Annotated in this window: 23 protein-coding genes; 3 read left to right on the top strand and 20 right to left on the bottom strand. The window is 37.2% G+C overall.

What is annotated here, in order from left to right; all coding sequences use genetic code 11:
* Positions 1 to 274 precede the first annotated feature (274 nt).
* The 4 genes from glpK to BT797_RS06565 all read right to left on the bottom strand — a co-directional run bounded on the left by glpK (position 275) and on the right by BT797_RS06565 (position 6,423).
* A complete protein-coding gene (glpK, locus tag BT797_RS06580; protein ID WP_045109999.1) occupies positions 275 to 1,807 on the bottom strand; it encodes a glycerol kinase GlpK in 1,533 nt (510 codons plus the stop codon).
* Positions 1,808 to 2,005: 198 nt separating this feature from the next.
* A complete protein-coding gene (locus tag BT797_RS06575) occupies positions 2,006 to 2,863 on the bottom strand; it encodes an MIP/aquaporin family protein (protein WP_075471387.1) in 858 nt (285 codons plus the stop codon).
* 428 nt (positions 2,864 to 3,291) lie between these two features.
* Positions 3,292 to 4,461: an MFS transporter gene (locus tag BT797_RS06570; protein WP_045109997.1), complete on the bottom strand. Its 1,170-nt coding sequence runs from the start codon at positions 4,459 to 4,461 to the stop codon at positions 3,292 to 3,294.
* Positions 4,462 to 4,947: 486 nt separating this feature from the next.
* Entirely contained in the window at positions 4,948 to 6,423 is a 1,476-nt protein-coding gene (locus tag BT797_RS06565; RefSeq protein ID WP_045109996.1) for a sensor domain-containing diguanylate cyclase, read from the bottom strand.
* A gap of 500 nt (positions 6,424 to 6,923) precedes the next feature.
* On the opposite strand from BT797_RS06565, the gene BT797_RS06560 reads away from it, so the two are divergent.
* On the top strand, positions 6,924 to 7,673 hold the full coding sequence (locus BT797_RS06560) for a hypothetical protein (RefSeq protein WP_045109995.1): 750 nt from the start codon (positions 6,924 to 6,926) through the stop codon (positions 7,671 to 7,673).
* Positions 7,674 to 7,756: 83 nt separating this feature from the next.
* Here BT797_RS06560 and BT797_RS06555 read toward each other — a convergent pair whose 3' ends face one another.
* The 4 genes from BT797_RS06555 to BT797_RS06540 all read right to left on the bottom strand — a co-directional run bounded on the left by BT797_RS06555 (position 7,757) and on the right by BT797_RS06540 (position 10,359).
* Positions 7,757 to 8,188, bottom strand: a complete 432-nt coding sequence (locus tag BT797_RS06555; protein WP_045109994.1) for a hypothetical protein — start codon at positions 8,186 to 8,188, stop codon at positions 7,757 to 7,759.
* 165 nt (positions 8,189 to 8,353) lie between these two features.
* Entirely contained in the window at positions 8,354 to 8,926 is a 573-nt protein-coding gene (gene efpL, locus BT797_RS06550) for an elongation factor P-like protein EfpL (protein ID WP_075471386.1), read from the bottom strand.
* A 130-nt stretch (positions 8,927 to 9,056) separates the two neighbouring features.
* Positions 9,057 to 9,635 (bottom strand): HD domain-containing protein, encoded by a 579-nt coding sequence (locus BT797_RS06545; RefSeq protein ID WP_075471385.1) that lies wholly within the window; start codon positions 9,633 to 9,635, stop codon positions 9,057 to 9,059.
* A gap of 100 nt (positions 9,636 to 9,735) precedes the next feature.
* Positions 9,736 to 10,359 carry a glutathione S-transferase family protein gene (locus BT797_RS06540; protein ID WP_045109991.1) on the bottom strand — a complete coding sequence of 208 codons (624 nt, stop codon included), beginning with the start codon at positions 10,357 to 10,359 and terminating at the stop codon, positions 9,736 to 9,738.
* A 1,064-nt stretch (positions 10,360 to 11,423) separates the two neighbouring features.
* Here BT797_RS06540 and BT797_RS24080 point away from each other — a divergent pair.
* Positions 11,424 to 11,837, top strand: a complete 414-nt coding sequence (locus tag BT797_RS24080; protein ID WP_211676429.1) for a DUF1805 domain-containing protein — start codon at positions 11,424 to 11,426, stop codon at positions 11,835 to 11,837.
* 190 nt (positions 11,838 to 12,027) lie between these two features.
* Positions 12,028 to 13,119, top strand: coding sequence for a DSD1 family PLP-dependent enzyme (locus BT797_RS06525; protein ID WP_075471384.1), 1,092 nt, complete (start codon positions 12,028 to 12,030; stop codon positions 13,117 to 13,119).
* A 333-nt stretch (positions 13,120 to 13,452) separates the two neighbouring features.
* Here the strand turns inward: BT797_RS06525 and BT797_RS23820 are convergent, their stop codons facing one another.
* From BT797_RS23820 to BT797_RS06460, 12 genes are all read right to left on the bottom strand, one after another.
* Positions 13,453 to 13,602 (bottom strand): SRPBCC family protein, encoded by a 150-nt coding sequence (locus BT797_RS23820; RefSeq protein ID WP_170860819.1) that lies wholly within the window; start codon positions 13,600 to 13,602, stop codon positions 13,453 to 13,455.
* A 19-nt stretch (positions 13,603 to 13,621) separates the two neighbouring features.
* A complete protein-coding gene (locus BT797_RS06510; RefSeq protein WP_075471381.1) occupies positions 13,622 to 13,990 on the bottom strand; it encodes a hypothetical protein in 369 nt (122 codons plus the stop codon).
* 61 nt (positions 13,991 to 14,051) lie between these two features.
* Positions 14,052 to 14,426, bottom strand: a complete 375-nt coding sequence (locus BT797_RS06505) for a cupin domain-containing protein (protein ID WP_075471380.1) — start codon at positions 14,424 to 14,426, stop codon at positions 14,052 to 14,054.
* Between the two features lie 80 nt (positions 14,427 to 14,506).
* Complete coding sequence (trxA, locus tag BT797_RS06500; protein WP_339391037.1) at positions 14,507 to 14,830, bottom strand: thioredoxin; 324 nt, start codon at positions 14,828 to 14,830, stop codon at positions 14,507 to 14,509.
* Between the two features lie 306 nt (positions 14,831 to 15,136).
* Positions 15,137 to 15,880 (bottom strand): metallophosphoesterase family protein, encoded by a 744-nt coding sequence (locus tag BT797_RS06495; RefSeq protein ID WP_075471378.1) that lies wholly within the window; start codon positions 15,878 to 15,880, stop codon positions 15,137 to 15,139.
* A 72-nt stretch (positions 15,881 to 15,952) separates the two neighbouring features.
* Positions 15,953 to 16,339 (bottom strand): nuclear transport factor 2 family protein, encoded by a 387-nt coding sequence (locus BT797_RS06490; protein WP_075471377.1) that lies wholly within the window; start codon positions 16,337 to 16,339, stop codon positions 15,953 to 15,955.
* A 23-nt stretch (positions 16,340 to 16,362) separates the two neighbouring features.
* A complete protein-coding gene (locus BT797_RS06485) occupies positions 16,363 to 17,088 on the bottom strand; it encodes a class I SAM-dependent methyltransferase (protein WP_075471376.1) in 726 nt (241 codons plus the stop codon).
* 355 nt (positions 17,089 to 17,443) lie between these two features.
* The gene (locus tag BT797_RS06480) at positions 17,444 to 17,848 is read right to left on the bottom strand and encodes a VOC family protein (RefSeq protein ID WP_045109982.1); all 405 of its coding nucleotides are present in this window, start codon (positions 17,846 to 17,848) and stop codon (positions 17,444 to 17,446) included.
* Between the two features lie 17 nt (positions 17,849 to 17,865).
* Positions 17,866 to 18,261, bottom strand: coding sequence for a GNAT family N-acetyltransferase (locus tag BT797_RS06475; protein WP_339391038.1), 396 nt, complete (start codon positions 18,259 to 18,261; stop codon positions 17,866 to 17,868).
* Positions 18,262 to 18,321: 60 nt separating this feature from the next.
* Complete coding sequence (locus tag BT797_RS06470; protein WP_075471374.1) at positions 18,322 to 19,122, bottom strand: class I SAM-dependent methyltransferase; 801 nt, start codon at positions 19,120 to 19,122, stop codon at positions 18,322 to 18,324.
* A gap of 85 nt (positions 19,123 to 19,207) precedes the next feature.
* Positions 19,208 to 19,678, bottom strand: coding sequence for a GNAT family N-acetyltransferase (locus BT797_RS06465; RefSeq protein WP_045109979.1), 471 nt, complete (start codon positions 19,676 to 19,678; stop codon positions 19,208 to 19,210).
* Between the two features lie 42 nt (positions 19,679 to 19,720).
* Positions 19,721 to 20,332, bottom strand: coding sequence for a LysE family translocator (locus BT797_RS06460; protein ID WP_045109978.1), 612 nt, complete (start codon positions 20,330 to 20,332; stop codon positions 19,721 to 19,723).
* Positions 20,333 to 20,463: the final 131 nt, after the last annotated feature.

The following is a 20,463-nucleotide window of genomic DNA, read 5'->3' as shown; positions in this document are numbered from 1 at the left end:
ATAACTAATATAAAACACTTTTATATTAAAATCACCACTTACTTTCGAATTCGAGCATTTATTTTCACACTTCGAACATCTTCATTTAAACTTGTGTCTAAATGAATGTTCGAATAGCTATTTATTATTAACAACATGTCAATTTGATGACGAAAATAGACTAAATAGCAATAAAACACATTAAAATCACACAAAAAAAGAGCGCCACTATATAACTTAATGGCACTCTTTCAATTTAAAGTGACAGCCTATTGGCAATCAAACTTAAAAACGATTACAGTAAATCATCTTCTTCGTCATGACCTTCAGACCATGATTGCGCAGCTTTAACAGCACGTTTCCAACCACGGTAACGACGTTGACGTTTTACTTCATCATCATGTGCTTCAAATGATTTTTCGATAACAGCTTTGTCAGAAAGTTCGTCAAGGCCATCCCAGAAACCAACAGCAAGACCAGCAAGGTATGCAGCACCTAATGCTGTAACTTCCGTTACTGCAGGGCGTAATACCGTTGTATCTAGTACATCAGCTTGGAATTGCATTAGGAAGTTATTTGCTACAGCGCCACCATCTACACGTAGTTCAGCTAGCTTAATACCTGAATCAGCTTGCATCGCATCCAGTACGTCACGTGTTTGATACGCGATACTTTCTAGTGTTGCACGGATAATGTGGTTAGCACCCACACCACGAGTTAGACCAACAATCGTACCGCGTGCGTATGCATCCCAGTACGGAGCACCTAAACCAGTAAACGCAGGAACAACGTAAACACCATTTGAAGTCTCAACTTTAGTCGCAAAGTATTCAGAATCTTTTGCATCTGAAAGTAACTTCATTTCGTCACGTAGCCATTGGATAGAAGCGCCACCCATGAATACTGCACCTTCGAGTGCGTATGCAACTTCACCGCGTGGACCACATGCTAACGTAGTTAATAGACCATTCTTAGATGTTACTTTTTCTTTACCAGTGTTCATTAATAAGAAACAACCAGTACCATAGGTATTTTTAGCTTGACCTTGCTCTACGCACATTTGACCATAAAGTGCAGCTTGCTGATCGCCCGCGATGCCAGCAAGAGGGATACGCGTACCACCCTTACCACCGATGTTCACTTGACCATACACTTCTGAAGAAGATTTCACTTCTGCCATCATTGATAGTGGAATATCAAGAATCTTAAGTAGTTTCTCATCCCACTGTAGTGTATTGATGTTAAACAACATTGTACGTGATGCATTTGTGTGGTCTGTTACATGAACGCGCCCTTGTGACATTTTCCAAACTAACCAAGTGTCAACCGTACCGAACAGTAGTTTACCTGCTTCAGCGTCTTCACGAGCACCCTCTACATTATCAAGGATCCATTTAATTTTTGTACCTGAAAAATACGGGTCAACAACCAGACCAGTGTTTTCACGAACATAATCTTCAAAACCTTCATTTTGTTCTTTTAGTTTCTCGCACATATCTGCAGTACGACGACACTGCCATACAATTGCGTTATAAACTGGCTTGCCTGTTTCTTTATTCCAAACAATGGTTGTTTCACGTTGGTTAGTAATACCGATAGCTGCGATTTCATCACTGCTGATACCTGTTTTCGCTAACGTTTCAACTAACACTGAGCTCTGAGTTGCATAAATTTCAAGTGGATCATGTTCAACCCAGCCGGCTTGCGGATAGATTTGTGTAAATTCACGTTGAGAAACGCTGACAATATTTGCATCGTGGTCAAGAATAACGGCACGAGAACTAGTTGTTCCTTGGTCTAAAGCAATAATGTATTTTTTCTCAGTCATTATGAAGTCCTTTATATTTCATTTGGTAGAGTACTTTATACTTAGTGTTTAAAGTAATTAGGTCTTATTTAACTATATATTAAAGTATTAATTTAATTATATACCCAAGCGATTCTCTGATGTTACATATTGATTTTACTTATTCATTGTAAATAATATCGTATTCAAAATCGCTTGGGTGTTATTCAAAGTTGCATACTATACTTTAGCAACTACACCTTCAGCTGATTCATCATCACACTGGTTTGGGATAGTACAACCGTGACCTGCTGATGGTAGATATTGACCAATCACTTTTGGATACAACCAACCACCAAAACATGCACCTACAATTGGACCTAAAATTGGTACGATGAAGTAAGGAATATCTTTAGCGCCTGTTAGTGCATAATCCCAACCCGCGAAATAAGCGAATAGTTTTGGACCAAAGTCACGTGCAGGGTTCATTGCAAAACCAGTTAGTGGACCTAAAGAACCGCCAATGACAGCAATTAACACACCGATAAGAACAGGGTTCATTGCGCCGCGTGGTTCACCGTTATGCTCATCACCTAACGCTAAGATAGCGAACATTAATACTGCAGTAATAACAAACTCAACCGCAAATGCGCCAATGAATGTTAATGATGGGTGTGGGTAAGTTGAGAAAATACCCGCTGTTGATAGCGCTGCTTCACTGTTACGTAGGAAACCGTTCGCGATTTCGTAGTCAGTAAATAAGTTGCTATATAAGCCGTATACTAAAGCAGCTGAACAGAAAGCTCCTGATAACTGAGCGAAAATATAAGGTAATACTTTGCTTTTATCAAATCCGTGAAAAGCTGCTAAAGCAATCGTCACAGCAGGGTTAATGTGAGCACCAGATACACCGGCCGTACAGTAAATAGCAACTGCTACCCCCATACCCCAAATAATACTGATTTCCCATTGACCAAAACTAGCGCCTGTTAATACTAATGCAGCTACACAGCCGACACCAAAAAAGATTAACAGTCCAGTGCCAATAAACTCAGCTAGGCATTCGCCCATCAGAGTATGCTGTTTATTGTTAGCCATGATTCATTCCTTTGTTATATTTTTATGTAGGGTTTATGTACACAATGTTCGTGTGATTTTAAATTTACACTTTTAATACATAATTAAAACAAACAAAGAATAAAAATGAGCGTTCGAACACACAAATACGCTCAAATAAGACACGTTGAGTTATATAAACTAACAAAATACGCAGTATCGAGCTGGTTTGACCAGAATAAAATCATATATGGATGGAATTATATTGCATACCTGTAACAACAATTAACACTTTATTGGTAATCAAACGTGTTTAAATCGCATGAACACTTAACACTGTATAATCATAAAGGGCTAAAATGTAAACAAACGAACACTGTAACGACAATATGATTAAAACGAACAAAATACGATTAAACCATCAGCAAGCTTAACCGTATCAACATTGTATTCACTAGGCTAATGTGATCCTACTGCGAGATAGCAGAATGATCGCTTGGCTTTGATGTCGCACTTTTTATAAGCATGTATATACACATCGTTAACATGCAAACACCAAGGTATGTAACTAAGCCGTTGTTATAATGCTTAAAGCCTTGTGCTGCAACAGGGCCAACAACGGAACCCACGCTATAACTTAATAGCATGATCTCTGTTGCCGAAACAATTTTACTAATGCTTAAATTATCGCACGCTAGCGAGATCGCAATCGGGTATATCGAGAATACACTCGCACCTAATAGCATATAGCTTGAACTTAATAACACCGAATCACGGGTCGTTAATATCCCGATAATCCCTAACACGCCAAGCAAGCAGAATAAAGACATTAGCAATGTCTTACTCATTTTTGGTGATAAATAGCTGACTAATGGTTGTACTAACATGCCACCTAAAATAATGATCGCCATCAACATTCCCGTCTGCTCAGCACTACCTGTTTGCGCTTTAATATACAAAGGCATCAAACCATAAACAGGTGCCATTAACATACCCGACACTAAGCAACCCAAAATTGCAGGTCGGCTAAGTGTTTTTAGTTCTGCTAACTTGATCTTTTGATGGCCAGTACAATCAGGTTGTCCTACTCTAATTAATAGTGGTGGTAGTATGGCAATCAACAATACAGCAATCACCATGCTATAAGGAAAAACCCCCTCGACGCCGATTGGTACAAGTCCTAACTGACCAAGTGAGTTACCACCGTATAGAGATGTCATATATAAACCAAGACGCTTTGCACGTTGTTTTGCTGTGTCAGCCATTAATAGCCAAGATTCAACAACAACAAATACGCCAGCTACAGCAATACCTGCAATAAAACGAGACGCTAACCACGTTGCGGCCGTAGGCACTGCGATCATTAAAAATATTGATAATAACAACACACTTAAAAATAAAATAAACGCAAGGCGATGACCTATTCTGGCGACGACTCTTTCTATCTGTAATGAACCAATTAGTAGTCCCAGATAAAAGATACTTACTAGCCAAGGTGTTAGTGTCAGACTTAGACCAAATGATGGTAGTGATAACGGAATTAGGCTCATTAAAAAGCCAGATGCAATAGCAAAAAATGACAAACCAACAACAGGTACGAAAGTACTGCTTCGTGGGTTTGTGCAGGCGAATGTTCCCACCTTGTATCCTCAAGTTAAGTTGTTTAAATGTAGGTTATGCGACTATATGTACACCAGTTGCTGGTTACTGCATATTTCGGCGAGACTTTAATCCTAAATCATTAGGAAGTAAAGATCATTTTCATACAATTTAAAATAATTTATAAACTATATAGATCTTACTTATTTACCTTATTTCATAAGGTTACTGACATGTTAATATTTTACAACGTCATATTTTCAATAATTCACTGTAAATGAAACACAAATCAAACACAGTAAAAAACCAAAGCTCTATTTAAGTAACAAAAATGCTATAAAATGTAATTTTAAAACAACATTAACACCTATTTATAGCAGCTTGGTTTTAATAATCATTAAAATGGGAACGCTAATAATTTCACTTCATAATTAGTTATCGAGTACACGAATAATTCAATCATTATGGAGTGGCGACTGCGACTTTTCAGCGCTGAATTAGAAGCGTAAATTGAAGACTTAGCGACCTTAGGATTCGATTGGATTACGGCTGTTAAAATCGCCATATAGTACACGGTTTTTACCTGCGACCTTAGCTGCATACAAAAGTTCATCCGACTGCTTTATAATGCTTTTAATTGATTTAATTTGATCAATCGAAGACGTAGTGATAGCACCACCAGACATGGTGACGTGAAATTCAATATCCTCGCTATAATGCGGTAAGTTAGCGACCGCATCACAGATACGTTCAAAAATATCAATTTGTTTATTGTCTTTGTTATAAGCAATCAACAAACCAAACTCTTCACCACCGAGACGGAAAAACATATCTTTTTCACGGATCATATGCCGAATTGTAGTTGTAACCCGAATAAGAACTTCATCGCCGACAGGATGACCATAAGTATCGTTAACATGCTTAAAATTATCCAAATCGATGCTCATGAAAGAATAATATTGATGACGTTCAACACTTTTTAGCTCAGACATAAAACCACGACGATTTAATAGACCCGTTAACGGATCATGGTGTGATTCAGTTGCTAACTTTTGCGACACAAGACGTAGTTTCAGCGTGTATAATACCCAACCAGCAAGAACAATCGCAATAAAATAAAATGCAATATCAACAAGGCTATTTGTAATTAAATAAGTGAGTTTATCGCTAATTGAATTGGGCATAACTAAGCGTAAGTCAGTCGCTATACCATCAAAGCTAAGCGGATCACTAAGTATTGAATCACCGAGTAATGGATTCGGTTCATTAATAATATTGAAATCTGAGTCAATACCTGCAACCAAATCTTCCCATAGAATATCCATGTTAAGCACACCGTAAAACTTTTTATCCATAAAGATTGCAATGGAAAAAGTAATTACGTCTTTATTCAAACTAAGATCTGCATAAGGACCTGAAATAAAAATATTATTTGCAAGATTTTCAACACCCACACTTAATACTTTTTGCATATAAGGTCGTTTAAATAATTTACTTTCAAATTCACTCGGCTTAATAACTAAAGCATTATATTTTGGTGAAGTAATCACAAATTTGTCCATAGAGATAAAATAAAGACTAATCACATCTTCAGCACGACCAGCCATAAATGTCATCATTGGTGCAATCTTAATTGTCTCTGTGATCTTATTATGTAATACCGTATTTGGTTCACAACCAGAACCATCACTCACCACCAAAAAATTAGTCTCAAAGTCATACATTTGGTCATGACTAAAACGCTTTGATATTTGACAAGTGTCATCTTCGGTACGTTTAAAGTTTAAGTTAATCTCATCCGCTGATGGATTACGCAAACTGCTCAGTTGTGACATACCATATTGGATAGCTTGAAGTTGATAGAAAAACTCACCTAAACGCCCTTCTACCATTTGAAATGATTGTTGGAATTTATCTAACTGCTTAATCTCAGAGCGATTAACCTGATAAGTAATGATAACACCAATAATAATAACTAAATAAATAGCAATTCTAACTTTCACAATACACCTGTTTACCGCATATTTTTATGCCTGATAATTGGCTGGGGATAATATACTTATTTGTTAGTGATTACTATGGCTGACAATATAAGGATCTGCAACATAAACATCATGTTACTTAAATGCATACATTTTAAGCATAATATATCAATAATAATATTAAAAAATATAATTTTAGAATAAATCGCTTTATTGTACGAGTGAAATAAACCATATAAAGAATAAGGCCTCTATAAATATAGGCCTTATATACGTAAAGTCATTGAATCTAATACCCTATCACTATAACCAGAATGACCACGCTACGATTGATAAAATAAAGATACAAATAAAGTTCAGGTAGATACCAACATGCAACAATGGTTAAATGATATAATAAGGAAAATAAGAGTGAAGGCACTAATAAACCCGTGTATTATTATGCACTTAGATATCATGAAGAATACCATACGTAATAGACGAGTCGCTGCATTTAATAAGGGATAGAAAGTTTGAATTTAATGTTCATGGAAATGGGTATCCTACTCTTTGTATTTTCAATGATTGCCGTTGCAATTTTTGTACAAGCAAGAAAAGTAATATTAACCAAAAAGCGCCAAGTTTTAGCGGCACAACGTCGGTCTATAGAAGAAACCGAAATGGTTTTAAAGTACGCGACCTCGCTTGCATTCAGCACAAAACTTACGATCTTATTACACCAACGTATTATCGCCGCGCTCAAAAACATTTTAACCGTCGAACCACTGAGCGATAAAATTAAACATCATATTACTCAACAAAAAATGCATATTGCGACAGCTAAAATAGTATCTCCATCAGGTCTATTTATTGAACCTGTTGATGAGCAAACCACAATTGACTTAGCACGAAATATTGCACGTCTCAAAGCAATTTTGCGTCACGAGCTACACAAAAGAAACATCTCATTAGAAGATTGCGTCACTGAAGAATCTAAGTTGGAAAAGATTCGATTAAAACTGCGTTTGAGTAATTGCCTAATCAAAGCGACTACGTTTTTTGAGCATGAAAAATATAGCACTGCGGTAAAAATGTTAAATGAAAATATTACATTAATCGAAGCTATCGATCTCAAAGATGATTTTTTAATAGATAAACGAGACAACATGATTAAACTATTAAATAAATCGACCTATCAATTAGCTGAAATCGAATCTCAAAGTAAATTAGATGAACAACCAGAAAAGACTTCAGCACTTGATACTTTATTTGACCAACAACAACCCCGATAAATAATGAAAGAAGAGTGGACTCTATTACTCGGTCACCCCTTCTAAATCATGTTTAAACATAATTAATTCAGTAAGCTATCAGCTTAATCTTGGATTTTATCGTCTGTCTGTTTTTTTACATCATCCATTACTTCTGTAGCTGACTCACTCGTGTCAGATGCTGCTTCAGACACAGACTCAAGTGCAGTCTTAGCTTTGTCTTTCGTTTTATTATAAGCATCACTGGTTGCTTCTGACGCTGTATCTATTGCATTAGCTGTACTTTGTTTTGTACTTTCCCAAGCATCTACAGACGCATCCTTAACATCATCAGCCATTTCTTTAGCCTCATCGACAGCGCTTACAGCAGCGGCTTTAGTTGTATCTAACACATCCTTAGCTGTACTCTTTGCATCATCATAGCTCTGCTCTATGGCACTCTTATCCGGTTCTTCTTGCTCAGTGGCTTTTTCACTACTATCACAAGCAATGAGTAAACCCAAAGGTAATAAAATAATTGCAAGGTTACACATCATAACATTCACTCCTAATCGTGATTACATGAAATGCTTAAGTTTATCTTAAGTCCTATGAGCGTAGCAGCAAATGATAATTCGGCAATTATCATACCAGAGTGCTAAAGACAAAAAAGGCTCGTTATCTGCTTAAGATAACGAGCCTTTATCTAATAGACAACGCTATTATTTATCTGCACGACTCATGAATTTGTGATCAGTCGTATTAATCTTGATTTTTTCGCCGCTTGCGATGTATTCAGGTACTTGTACCGTAAGGCCAGTAGAAAGGATCGCAGGTTTAGTACGAGCACTTGCCGACGCACCTTTAATTGATGGGTCAGTTTCTACAATAACCATTTCAACAGCAGAAGGTAGCTCAATCGATACCGGCTTACCATCAACAATAAGAACTTGAAGACCTTGTGTGTCTTCTGTGATGAATAATAACTCATCAGCGATTATTGCTTTATCTAGACTGTAAGGTGTGTAGTCTTCTGTATCCATGAATACATATTCTTCACCATCAGAGTATGAGAACATAACTTGGTTACGTGTAAGATCTGCAAGATTAAGATTGTCACTGTCTTTGAATACTTCGTCAATTTTTGAACCTGTAACTACATCGTACATACGCATACGGTAGATACTACCACCAGCACGGCCTTGTGGTACTGAACGTTCGATATCACGGATAATGTATACGCCGTTATTATATTCAACAGCGGTATTCTTTTTAATGTCACTTGCCTTTGGCATTTTAGGTATTCCCAGTAATAAATTGTGTATAGAAAATAACATAAAGGATAAAACAGACCAAGTACTGCGACAAGGAAGCGCCGACTTATTCACCATTTTTAACGACTTTATTGTATTACTAAACAAATATCTATTTAAGCAGACCCTGGCTCACCGCCTTTTCCAGCTTCTGCTCTAACGACGTCCATACCTGTTTGCTACCTTTACCAATTCTGCTGTTAACCGAAAACACTTGTTCTTTCGAGATATTATGTGTTTTCCAGCTATGCCCTTCCCCATGTATGTTATGTAATAACGGAGGGATGCGATCAATGGCTTTGGCGTAAACAGAATCTGCTGTAACCCCTAGTTCAAATTCATGCCAAAGCTCTATATAGTCTTTTGCTTGTTCGGGCGGTAATATATTCAATAATCGGTTAATACCCGATGCTTCTTTCGCCTTGTTCTCTACCGTTTCAGCGGCATAAACAATCGTGTCTCCTGCATCTATTTCACCAAGATCATGCAACAATAGCATTTTAATTACACGGTCAATATTAATCTCATCATCCGCATAGTCTTTTAGCATCAATGCAGATATACACACGTGCCAACTGTGTTCTGCAGAGTTCTCATAACGATCTAATCCGACAGGCCTTGTCTTACGTAACACATCTTTAAACTTTTCAATTTCGACTATAAAATTTAATACTCTTTCAATGTTTTCCACACCAACTCCTTGGTCATAATACGTTTAGCTATTAATGAGTACACTTTATAATTTAACATTACTAAAGCTTATCCACCAGTACACTGCCACTAACTTTACGTTAGACAGCGAGTCCAACCGCAGTCGCTTGCATGGGAACAAAGCCTCTAAGCTCCTCAACACGAGATAACCAGCGTCTAACATGTGGATAGTCTTGTAACGATACGCCCCCTTCTGGCGCATGCGCGATATGGGTATAGTTCGCAATATCTGCAATAGTAGGTTTGTGTCCAACTAACCAAGGATTATGTTCTAAATGCGGGTCTAATTGTTTTAAAATCGCATGTGCTATGTCTAGCGCTTTTTGATGATCAAGTTTCGCGTGAAAGATATTAATTAAACGCGCAGTCGCGGGTCCATAAGCAACGCTACTCGCAGCAATGGTCAGAAAACCTTGTACTTGGGCAGCGAGTACAGGATCTATTGGCAACCAAGTATCCGCATTATCGTATTTACTGGCGAGGTAAATCAAAATAGCATTAGAGTCTGATAAGGTCACATCACCGTCTTCAATAACGGGCACTTGCCCTGCGCTATTTTTTTTCAAAAATTCAGGCTGTTTATGCTCTCCTTTCAACAAGTCGACATCAATAAGTTCCGTTTCTAATCCAAGTAACGATAACAGCAATTCCACTCTGTGGGCATGCCCAGACAGTGGATGACGGTATAGTTTGATTGCTGACATGAGATATCCCCAATTATTGCTTATGTCTATAAATAATAGCCGCTACTGAGCTAATCATCCTCGCTAGATCATACTTATTTGTAGTTATTACCTTTATACCTTCACGTATTTCAAATTTGATGTTAAATCTTTTTACTGTTAGCCCCACCAAGGATTGGATGCTTGCTCCAGCTGGTGGGTGCGTTGTATTTGTCAATAACATATTCGTTTATTTATAGACGTTCCCAAAGAGGTTAACACACTTACTTACATGGTTTTTATGCTTAAAGAAGGAGCGATTGTTTCAGCTTTAGTCGAAGGGAACAAAAATGCAGGAAAGGCATGTATTCCCGCTGTGACTCGATTCCTGAATCTAAAATAGAACAATGATTGTATTGCCATTATTACAAGTCTAAAGATTATGTTCTGACTAACAGTCGTTCAGCACCCTCCAACTAAAAAGAATACCGATAATTATACCAAACAAAAACTCAATCATTTTTACTTCTCTCAATATCAATGACCTAAAAGGCTATTGATATCTGCTCATCATTTACTATTAAAGTGAATAAGCTCTATAACTCCTTCTGGATTTACGACTTAAATTGAAAAAACACTAGAAAAATCTAGCATTAAGAGAGTAACTAAATCTGCTCTTATAGTAATTTTTAGATGTTAATAGTCATCAATAATCAAAATATAATCTCTATTATTAAAATAAATATTAAATGTTTAACTTTAGCCATTTTTAGATTTTACTTTCTAAAAAATTTATTAAAAAGAACTTAGATGTAATTTTAAAACCTGCCAATTAATATAAACAAGGTTAAATCATCCTTGTTAACAGTATTAAATATTAGTATTGGAACGTGTCGATATAAAGCAATGTTAAACCAGTCATTAAATATTTGCACAACTCTATTCCTAAAATCCATAGACCTGCGGTTAATATTTACTAACAGCTAACCAACCGATAGCATTTTGTTAACAAATATAGCCAGCAAACTATGTTAAAACAAAGCCTTAACTAAGTTAGAAGAATAAACATAAATTATTATAAATGAGACATAGAAAAGAAGCTAATTATGAAATCTATACAATATAAAGTTATCTATACAATATTAAGTATTCTAATTATTACATTTGTTAGCTACAAATTAATAAATCATAATAAACAAGAAACAGAATTAATTGTTGATCCACTTGCGTCATTAGATTTTAACCCTAAAAAAGGAAATGAATACATGGAAGCTAAAATGATACGATATGAATTAGACAAACCTCTTTTAATTATCAAAGAAAAAAAAGGTATGCTAGCCTGTGCTTATATTAATGTAGAGACATGCAACAAAACTAATGAAGCATGTGCCATTGTATCTGGTGTTAGTAGCTATAAAGATATGATGTCTGCAAAAATAATTGCGGTATCAAATGAAGCATTAAATCTAGGTGTTAATGTTGGTGATACAGGCATAAGCGCTATAAATCGATTTAAGTAACCATGAGTTAATTAATATAACAATTATTGTATCTGTATTTTATTTATCTGTAATATCTCATTGAACACAACATCATCACGTCTGAGATGATTATGAGTTGGGGAAAAATCAGATGAAATAATGATTAATCTCAATCACTTTCATAGTAGAATGTTTATAAAGCTAAAACAGTGATTTAAAGGGATAAACAGTGATTGGAAAACACAAATTAGAATTAGATACCCCATGTCTGGTTATCGACAAGAACAAACTGATTCATAACATTGACACTATGCAACAATTCGCATCAGCAAAATCGAAGCATGTTCGTCCTCATGCAAAAACCCATAAATGCGTAGAAATTTGTCAGCTACAACTTGATGCGGGTAGCATAGGTATATCAATAACCAAGCCGTCGGAAGCCTATGAACTTGCCAAGGCCCATATTCGCCACCTGCTAATCACCTCCCCAATTGTCACTAAACAAAAATTGGCTACATTGGCTAAAATTATCAAGCTTGCACCAGAAACCATGATCGTCGTGGATTCTGAGGCTAATCTCACTCAGTTAAATCAATTAGGCAGCAAGCTTAACCTACATATTAACCTGCTTGTTGATATTGATGCAGGCATAGGTAGAACTGGCGCATCATTTGAAACTGCGTTTGATTTAGCATTATCAGTACACGAGCATGCCAACACTACCCTTAAAGGTATTCAGTGTTATGCCGGGCATTTCCAACACATTCTTGATAACGAAGAAAGAAAACAAGCGTCTGCCGCATTATTAAATAAAGCCGGTAAGCTAAAGCAAGACATTGAAAGCGCGACAGGTTTAGTGAATCTGATCCAATCAGGATCTGGCACAGGTACTTATGAAATAGACAGTGACATTGCGTCTGTCACCGAAATACAACCGGGTTCATACACTGTAATGGATAAGGAGTATTTCGATATTGAATATAGTGCAGGTCACTTCCAACCTGCGATGACATTACTAACCAGTGTTATCAGTGCCAATCATACAACGCATGTAACCGTTGATGCAGGCACCAAGGCGATTTACAAAGAAGCGACCCACCCACAAATAATCAGTCATGCAGGCCTTAACTATGAGTGGCATTACTTTGGTGACGAGCACGGTAAAGTATCTGGTGAACACTTACCTGCTGTCGGTGAGGTGATTGAAATGATCGTACCGCACTGCGATCCAACCATTAACCTACATGATAAATTCTATGTGGTCGAGAATGACATTGTTGTCGATATCTGGAATATCGCGTTACGTGGTAAATTAGCTTAGTTTTTTATCCTAAATAGGTGTCGGTCAAACGACATCTTTATTTATTCATATATAAATGACTCCTCAACTCCACTCTATTCTTTAATGCTAAATTCATACTCTCAAATGCGGAGTGAAATAATGGATACAGTTTCGCCCCTACAAAAAATGGAATTAATCCCGTAAACACTTCACCATGTATAAACTTTGTTTCGTTATCAGAGGTGCTCTCCAAACGGAAGTAATGCCTACCCTTTATTAGAGGCCACTTATTCATTAAAAACACAGCCTCCTTTTCATGCTTAAGCTCTTTTAAAATAACTTTTGCGATTTCAGGCTTTCTACCTTCCAATTTTACGGTTCTACAGCTTTACCAACGTTCAAACTACCATTTATTTCGGTCAAAAACGGATTCCATTCAGCATGCCCATTTAAATCCGTAAATACCTTCCAAACATCTTTAACAGAGGCGCCTATATTAATTTCAGTTTTAATTTCCATCATATGTTGTCCCCCTAACTTCTTAGCTGCTCTGTGCAACATAAAAACTCAGGCCAGCAATTAACCAAAAGAATATCCAAGATATGTGCTTACCTTTTGTGAACCCAGCAGATAACAAGCCACTCACTAAAAATACAACGCTGATCACCATTAGAATTTGCTTTTGAATATCCACAGTGGGGCTTGAAAGAATGAAAAGAATCGCTGCAAATCCCCACCAAGCCACTGTTGTTAAATGCCAAGCGAACCTTAAAATTCGTTTTGTAAGCCAGTCACTACCAAGAAGCGTTGGGAGCTCTCTTTTAAACAACCGAGTCAAAATAAAGCGTTCACCTAGGTAGGAATGTACGAGTCCGATAAATATTGCCAAAAAACTTCCTGTAACTAACATATAATCTCCATGATTGATTTTTTTCGGTCTGTAATGCTACAACACTAACTGACTTGTTCTGCTAAATGCCGCTAATAGCTTGGCTTGGATATGATATTTCCAAAACCAAACATTCTTGCTCACAAACAAATGGGCCATGAACCTCTCCCGGCGGACGACTTGCATAATCACCGGCTTCAAGCCAAACATCAAAAGCCACGTCAAAAAGACGACCTGACACTATGTATATCTCCTCAGGATAATCATGAGATTTCCCACCGAACATAGAGGTATCAGCACCCGCTTTAAACCGAGTTAGGCGCGTATAATCCCCAGTAACGTCATCCATAGATAACGTTAGTTGTTCAAGCTGTTCGTTTGTATCAGCAATCACATCCCACTTACTTTTATTCGCCGATACTAAAACATTCCAATACTCTATTGTACTTTTACTCATAACTATCCTTGTTCTATTTAATACTTCAATTATCTATACCGCTTTATAAATTATATTAAGATGAGTAATTCGTAGTGACTTTAAATATGCTGACTTAGCAGAGTAGTTAACTGAGTTTTACTCAATACGCCCACTGTCGACGATAACACTTCGCCATCTTTAAACAACATCATTGCAGGAAGAGCACGGATGCCATATTTGGCCGCGATTTGGGGACTAGTATCAATATTAAGTTTTCCAATTTTCACTTTACCGCTATACGCAAAAGCGATTTCTTTCAACACTGGGCCTACCCTTAAACAAGGGGCACACCAAGACGCCCAATATTCAACTAATACCGGTTGGCTGCCAGTCATTAACTCCGCTTCAAAGTTGTCATCCCTCAATTCTACAATTTTGTTCATCAAAAGCTCTCCATAATTCATATTTATTCAACGGGCATTAATCTAAGCTGTTGTTCATAAATATAAATTAAAAAGGAAAACTTCAGTTTATGATGACAAAAGTTATATCATTTTAGTTTGGTTTCACATACTTCAACGTCGAAAAATAACATTTTTCATCATCACACGACTTCTCTTCAATCAGCAAACTAAAAACTGAATAAATCTAAAAATAGATCAAGATTAAGGCAAAAGTATTAGCCGATGTGTGCCAGCGTAGCGAACTATAATCCCCCACGCCCTTATGGAGAGCATACGGTATACGGCTTACACCTTCCGTCCAGTTGTTAAAAAATGAACCCAGTCCATTCTGTCTATTTTCTCACATTCTTTAACAGCTAAAGCGACATCATATGGCACTTTAATATGCAGAACACTCCAATTATCTCCCGTTTTCTCAACGATCGAATACGATGCCATAGCGTTAAAGTTTTCCATTGAATGGACAATAGGTTCATCATCTGTATATGCTTGCAAACCGACACTGCCTGGATTTACGATAATTTGCCCCGTTGTTAAAGTCACGGCTCTAGGGGTGTGGGTATGACCACAGCAGATAAGCTTCGAGCCTTGCCCATTTAACAGTGTTATAATCTCGCTATCACTGCGTAGGCAAGCATACCCAAACTCAACATTTTCTAATAAATAGACTAAATCATTTTCAGGTGTACCATGACACAAATAAACATCATCATTTAATTGAACGTCAAACGGTAAGGATTTCATCCAATTAATAGGCTCTGCACCAAGCTCATCAATGATAAATTTCATTGTTGAATTAGAATCAATTTCTGCTTTTGTGGCTTCGAATATTTGGCGATCTTGATTACCACAAATAGTAACTATTTCATGTTGCATTAAAAGATCAAAAGTCGCCTTTGGTGCAATAGGCCCATAAAGAATATCGCCAAGATTGACCATTAAATCCACCGAATGCTTTTTTGCATCAGCAATAACGGCTTCCAATGCAAACACATTACTGTGAATGTCTGATAATACTGCAATCTTCATGATGTCCTCTTAGAATATAACACCGAATTCAGTAAGCAATTAAGTAGGTTACTTGAAGTCATATAGGTATCGTTAAGCCAGCGTTTTTGCGACTAACGCAGAATCTAAATATGCTCGAACCCGTACTACTTGATTACTCTCGAATTCACAAACCCAGCAATAGCGATTATTAAAATCAGCGCCTTTTTTGGTTATTGAATTTGCGACCAATTCAACGGATGCGGAACGGCCATCGGTTATACAAGAGAGTAATTTTAACGATAGAGGTGACTCTAATACTTCATTTAATTTTGAGATGGTGCCAGTAATGAAGTCTTGTTTTGATATATAAACGCCTGCAAGCGGATGAGTGCCCGTTACTTCCCAAACAACATCATCACTCACATATTCAAAAAAACCTTGAGGATTACCGTTTTCCAAATGCGAAAATATTTCAACTATCCATGCTTGATCAATCATTGTTCTCTCCTTGTAATATAATTTTACTTTACGGCTACGATTGTTTGAAATCCGTTACCGTTACTTGACTCTTCAATTTTAAACCCGATGCTTAAAAGCTGATTTTCAGTCCACTCTACAGATAGCCTAATCTTACGATAACAGCTTTTATTCAGCTCCCATTTTCCATCTGTTTTTATGTAAACAATGTCATGGATCTTAACCGTTGCGGGCTCATATTCTAAAAAACAGGTAAAAATGATATTTTCATCACTTCTCACAGGAATAAATCTGTCCGTATCTTTGAGTTCAGTCGATAAGTCACGAAAAGTTAAAATCAACTTCCCATCACCTTCAAGTAAACTAAATGAATCTTGAAATATTGTTAAAGCATCGTCTTTCGATTTTAGGTGTGTAATCGTATCCGTCATGCAAACGATCAATTCACAGTTAGCACTGACATGGTCTTTGAAATTCAAAATATCATCATTAATGGTGACAAGTGAGTGTTCACAAGCATTCGAATTCAGTTCATTCAATAATTTTTGGCTAAGGTCTATTGCTGTAACATTAAAACCAAGCTCAGCCAAAGGGATCGATTGAAAGCCAGAACCAGCGCCTAAATCAACAGCGATACCAGAGGATGAGGGAGTAATATTTCTACTTTTAAAAAACGCCACATTATTGCTTTTAGCTTGCTCAAACCCACCCATTAACCATGTATATACATCAGATAATAAGCTTTCGTAATGCTCTTCAGCAGTAACCATTAATACTACTCCTATGGTGTTTTCACCTGTAAATTTTACCCTGTTCGACGTTTAATATTATTCCGTGTCGTTGTATTTCCATAAAATGCCTCTAAAACTAAATACCCAATAGTCGATGCGAATATTAGACGCAAAATCAGCTCAAACGTAAAACTCAGATGATAGCTAAATTCGTTTAATATCAATAACAAACAATACCTAAACCTAGGAATATTACAAGGTTAAAATACAAAGTTAATCATTTGATATAGCACTGATATGAATGACGAAGGAAGTATATTGAAATGAAACCTGGATTCTATATCGAAAGGAAACTAGACATGTAATATATTCGAAGATACGTCGACTTAATTAGCTACTTGATTAACTGCAACAAATCCCATTTTGTACCATATAAGTCTTTAAATACCACAACAGTGCCGTATTCTTCGCTACGGGGTTCTTCAGTAAACTCAACGCCCTGATTTTTCATGAATTCATAATCACGCCAAAAATCATTAGTTTGTAGAAATAAGAAGACACGACCACCCGCTTGGTTACCAACAGATTGTTGCTGCTCTTCGTTACTCGCTTGAGCCAATAATAAATTGGTTCCAGTCGAGTTAGGAGGACAAATCTGAACCCAACGCTTCCCACCACCTAAATCAGTGTCTTCAACAAGCTCAAATCGCAGCTTTTTAGTATAAAATTCAATAGCGTCATCGTAGTTTTCAACAACTAACGCTACATTTCCGATTCTTTGTTCGATAAATTTACTCATTTAAATCTAACTTTAGTTTAAGTTCTTAATTTAATTTCCATTTTATAGTATGGAATACCTGATTTATTAAACTCATGCCCCTGTATTTCCAGACCAAATCGTCGATAGAAACCCACCGCAGTTTTACGGGCGTCACACCAAAAACAATCTACGCCTGCTACTTTCAATTCTTTAACTACATGAGCTATCACAAGAGAGCCTACGCCCTTCCCTTGAAAAGGTGGCAACGTGGCGAATTTTCGAAGTCTAGCGGTTCGACCTTCAATGTAAATTGAAGCAACACATATTAGTTCACCAGCAATATAAGCACCGTAATGGATGGTGCTTTCATCTCCGTCAACTTTGCAAAATGAAGGTTGCTTATTTGGCCATAATACACGATGTCGTATTGGCAGCGCCTCTTGCCATTGAATAGTAAGTATATTGACAATACTGTTTGCATCTTTGCTCGTAGCTTTACGTTTTTTAATGTTTTACTCACTTATTTTTCTCGCGATGACTAAGCCATGGTTACTTGACCCTAGCAGAGACGGTTCATCACATGTTTTTAGATGATAGCTCAACCATGTTTGATATTGCGCGGGGGTAAAGTTATTAACCCCTGACGAGATATATCGCCCAAATCCGTCTGTCGCTACATGACGTAATGTAGTAAAACCATGTGTGCTTACCAGCGCTTCCACTTCAGCTGGAGTAGCAAAGTAACCCACATTAAAAAAACTATCAGCAAGCTGACTTGGAACTAAACCCGATTCAAAAAGCGTGGATAGAACCTCTGGTGTAACCAGCTCTGGAGATTGCTGAGCGAACATACCGGCAACGAAATAACGCGAAATGTAAGCAATCGCTAACACACAACCAGGCTTTAGGATTCGATAAGCCTCTGAGATTGCTTGGTCACGCAGTTCTTGAGTCTGTAAATGATAGAGAGGCCCAAGAATAACGCAAAGGTCATGTGAATTACTTTCAATAAACGGAACTGAACAAGCATTACCTTCATAAATTAAAAGTGTTAAACCTTGTTCTTCGGCTTTGCGTTTCAAAATGTTAACTTGATCAGGTACCAGTTCGACAGCCGTTGTATTACAACCCATTTTCGAAAAATTAAGAGAATACCGGCCAGTTGCAGCACCGAGTTCGATAACTTTCACCTTTGGAACAAGATACGCTTTCAGTGTATCCATTGTGGTATCAAATTCCATTTGAGTAATGAATTGCCGAGTAAGACGACTATCTTCATTGCTATCTGTATATTGCTCTATTAATTCTTGCATGATAATTCCTTTTACAAGATCCGTTGACATAACCCAACAACCGAAAGTCAGCTAGATATCACTTATTGACCCTTTGTAGGCTCGATTAAATGGCAGCTACCCATCTCATTACCGTTGTTAATATTTCATGGTGGTTAGCCTGATGTAACGCTTTAAAACCATGTTTTTTATAAAGCACTATATTATGAGTCTCACACTGCAAATACAATTGCTGAATCCCTAAGCTCACGGCTTTGGTTTTAGCCTCTGAAATTAATAAGCCTCCAATGCCACGCCCTCGACTTAAACTATCAACAAAGACACCGCCTAACCAGAACTCATATTCTGGATAGTTAGCATTTTCACGGTACTTTAGCTCAACAACGCCAACAAGTTCACGATTCTCATGAGCTACGATTGCTAACGGAATGGTAGTGCGATTAACCGACTTTTCGGCCACTTTTTCTAGCACCATATTTACGGTCATATTTGGAAACACATGAGCCCACTCACTGTAATACCATTGAGCTATGTTCTTTGCTTCATGCGGATGATCTGCTAACAGCGAAATTTCCATGACCCCTCCTGCCGGTAGTGTCCGGTTATAAGTTTATTACACCTATTTACTTGAGGCTGCCAAGCCTACGCCAAAGCACATGAAAACACTGCCGCTCACTTTATTAAGCGCTCGCCTTCCCTTTGGTTCTAATAGTTTATTTTTAGCAAAACGCGCCAAAAAAACATAACCACTATGGATGGCAATGACTAAACAGCAAAATGTTAAAGATAAAGTAATAAATTGAGCAATATAACTCCCGTGAGAGTCTATAAATTGCGGAAATAAGGACATGAAAAATAATATGGGCTTGGGATTTGAAAGAGTAAGAGAAAGCCCTTCGATATAACATTTTGCATTCGATTTCTCTTTCAGTTCGATATGGGCACTTAAGGGCACTTGCGCTCCCCACATCTTAATACCCAGATAAATTAAATAGGCTGCCCCAATCAATTTCACTACGGTAAATGCGGCGGCTGAGGTTGCCAAAATAACGCCGATACTTGTTGCAGAAAGAACTGAAACAGTTAACACCCCAGTAGCAATACCAAATATGCCAGAAAGAGTATTCGAAGCTCGCCTTTGAATTGCGTTATTTATAGTTAAGATAACACCAGGACCGGGGCTGACAATAGTAAGCGCAGCCACGACAACATACATTAAATAATTTTCCATAACTTATCCTTATTGAAATATACGACAAGAATCGTTCACAGCAACAATAATTTAATTGTCTTTATGAACAACACCCTACCAATTTAATTCAACAAGGTAAACGGTCAGCAACCACTGATAGCAACTCTATT

This window comes from Moritella viscosa, assembly GCF_900120065.1.
Classification (GTDB): Bacteria; Pseudomonadota; Gammaproteobacteria; order Enterobacterales; family Moritellaceae; genus Moritella; species Moritella viscosa.
This window is presented reverse-complemented; position numbering and strand designations above follow the sequence as displayed.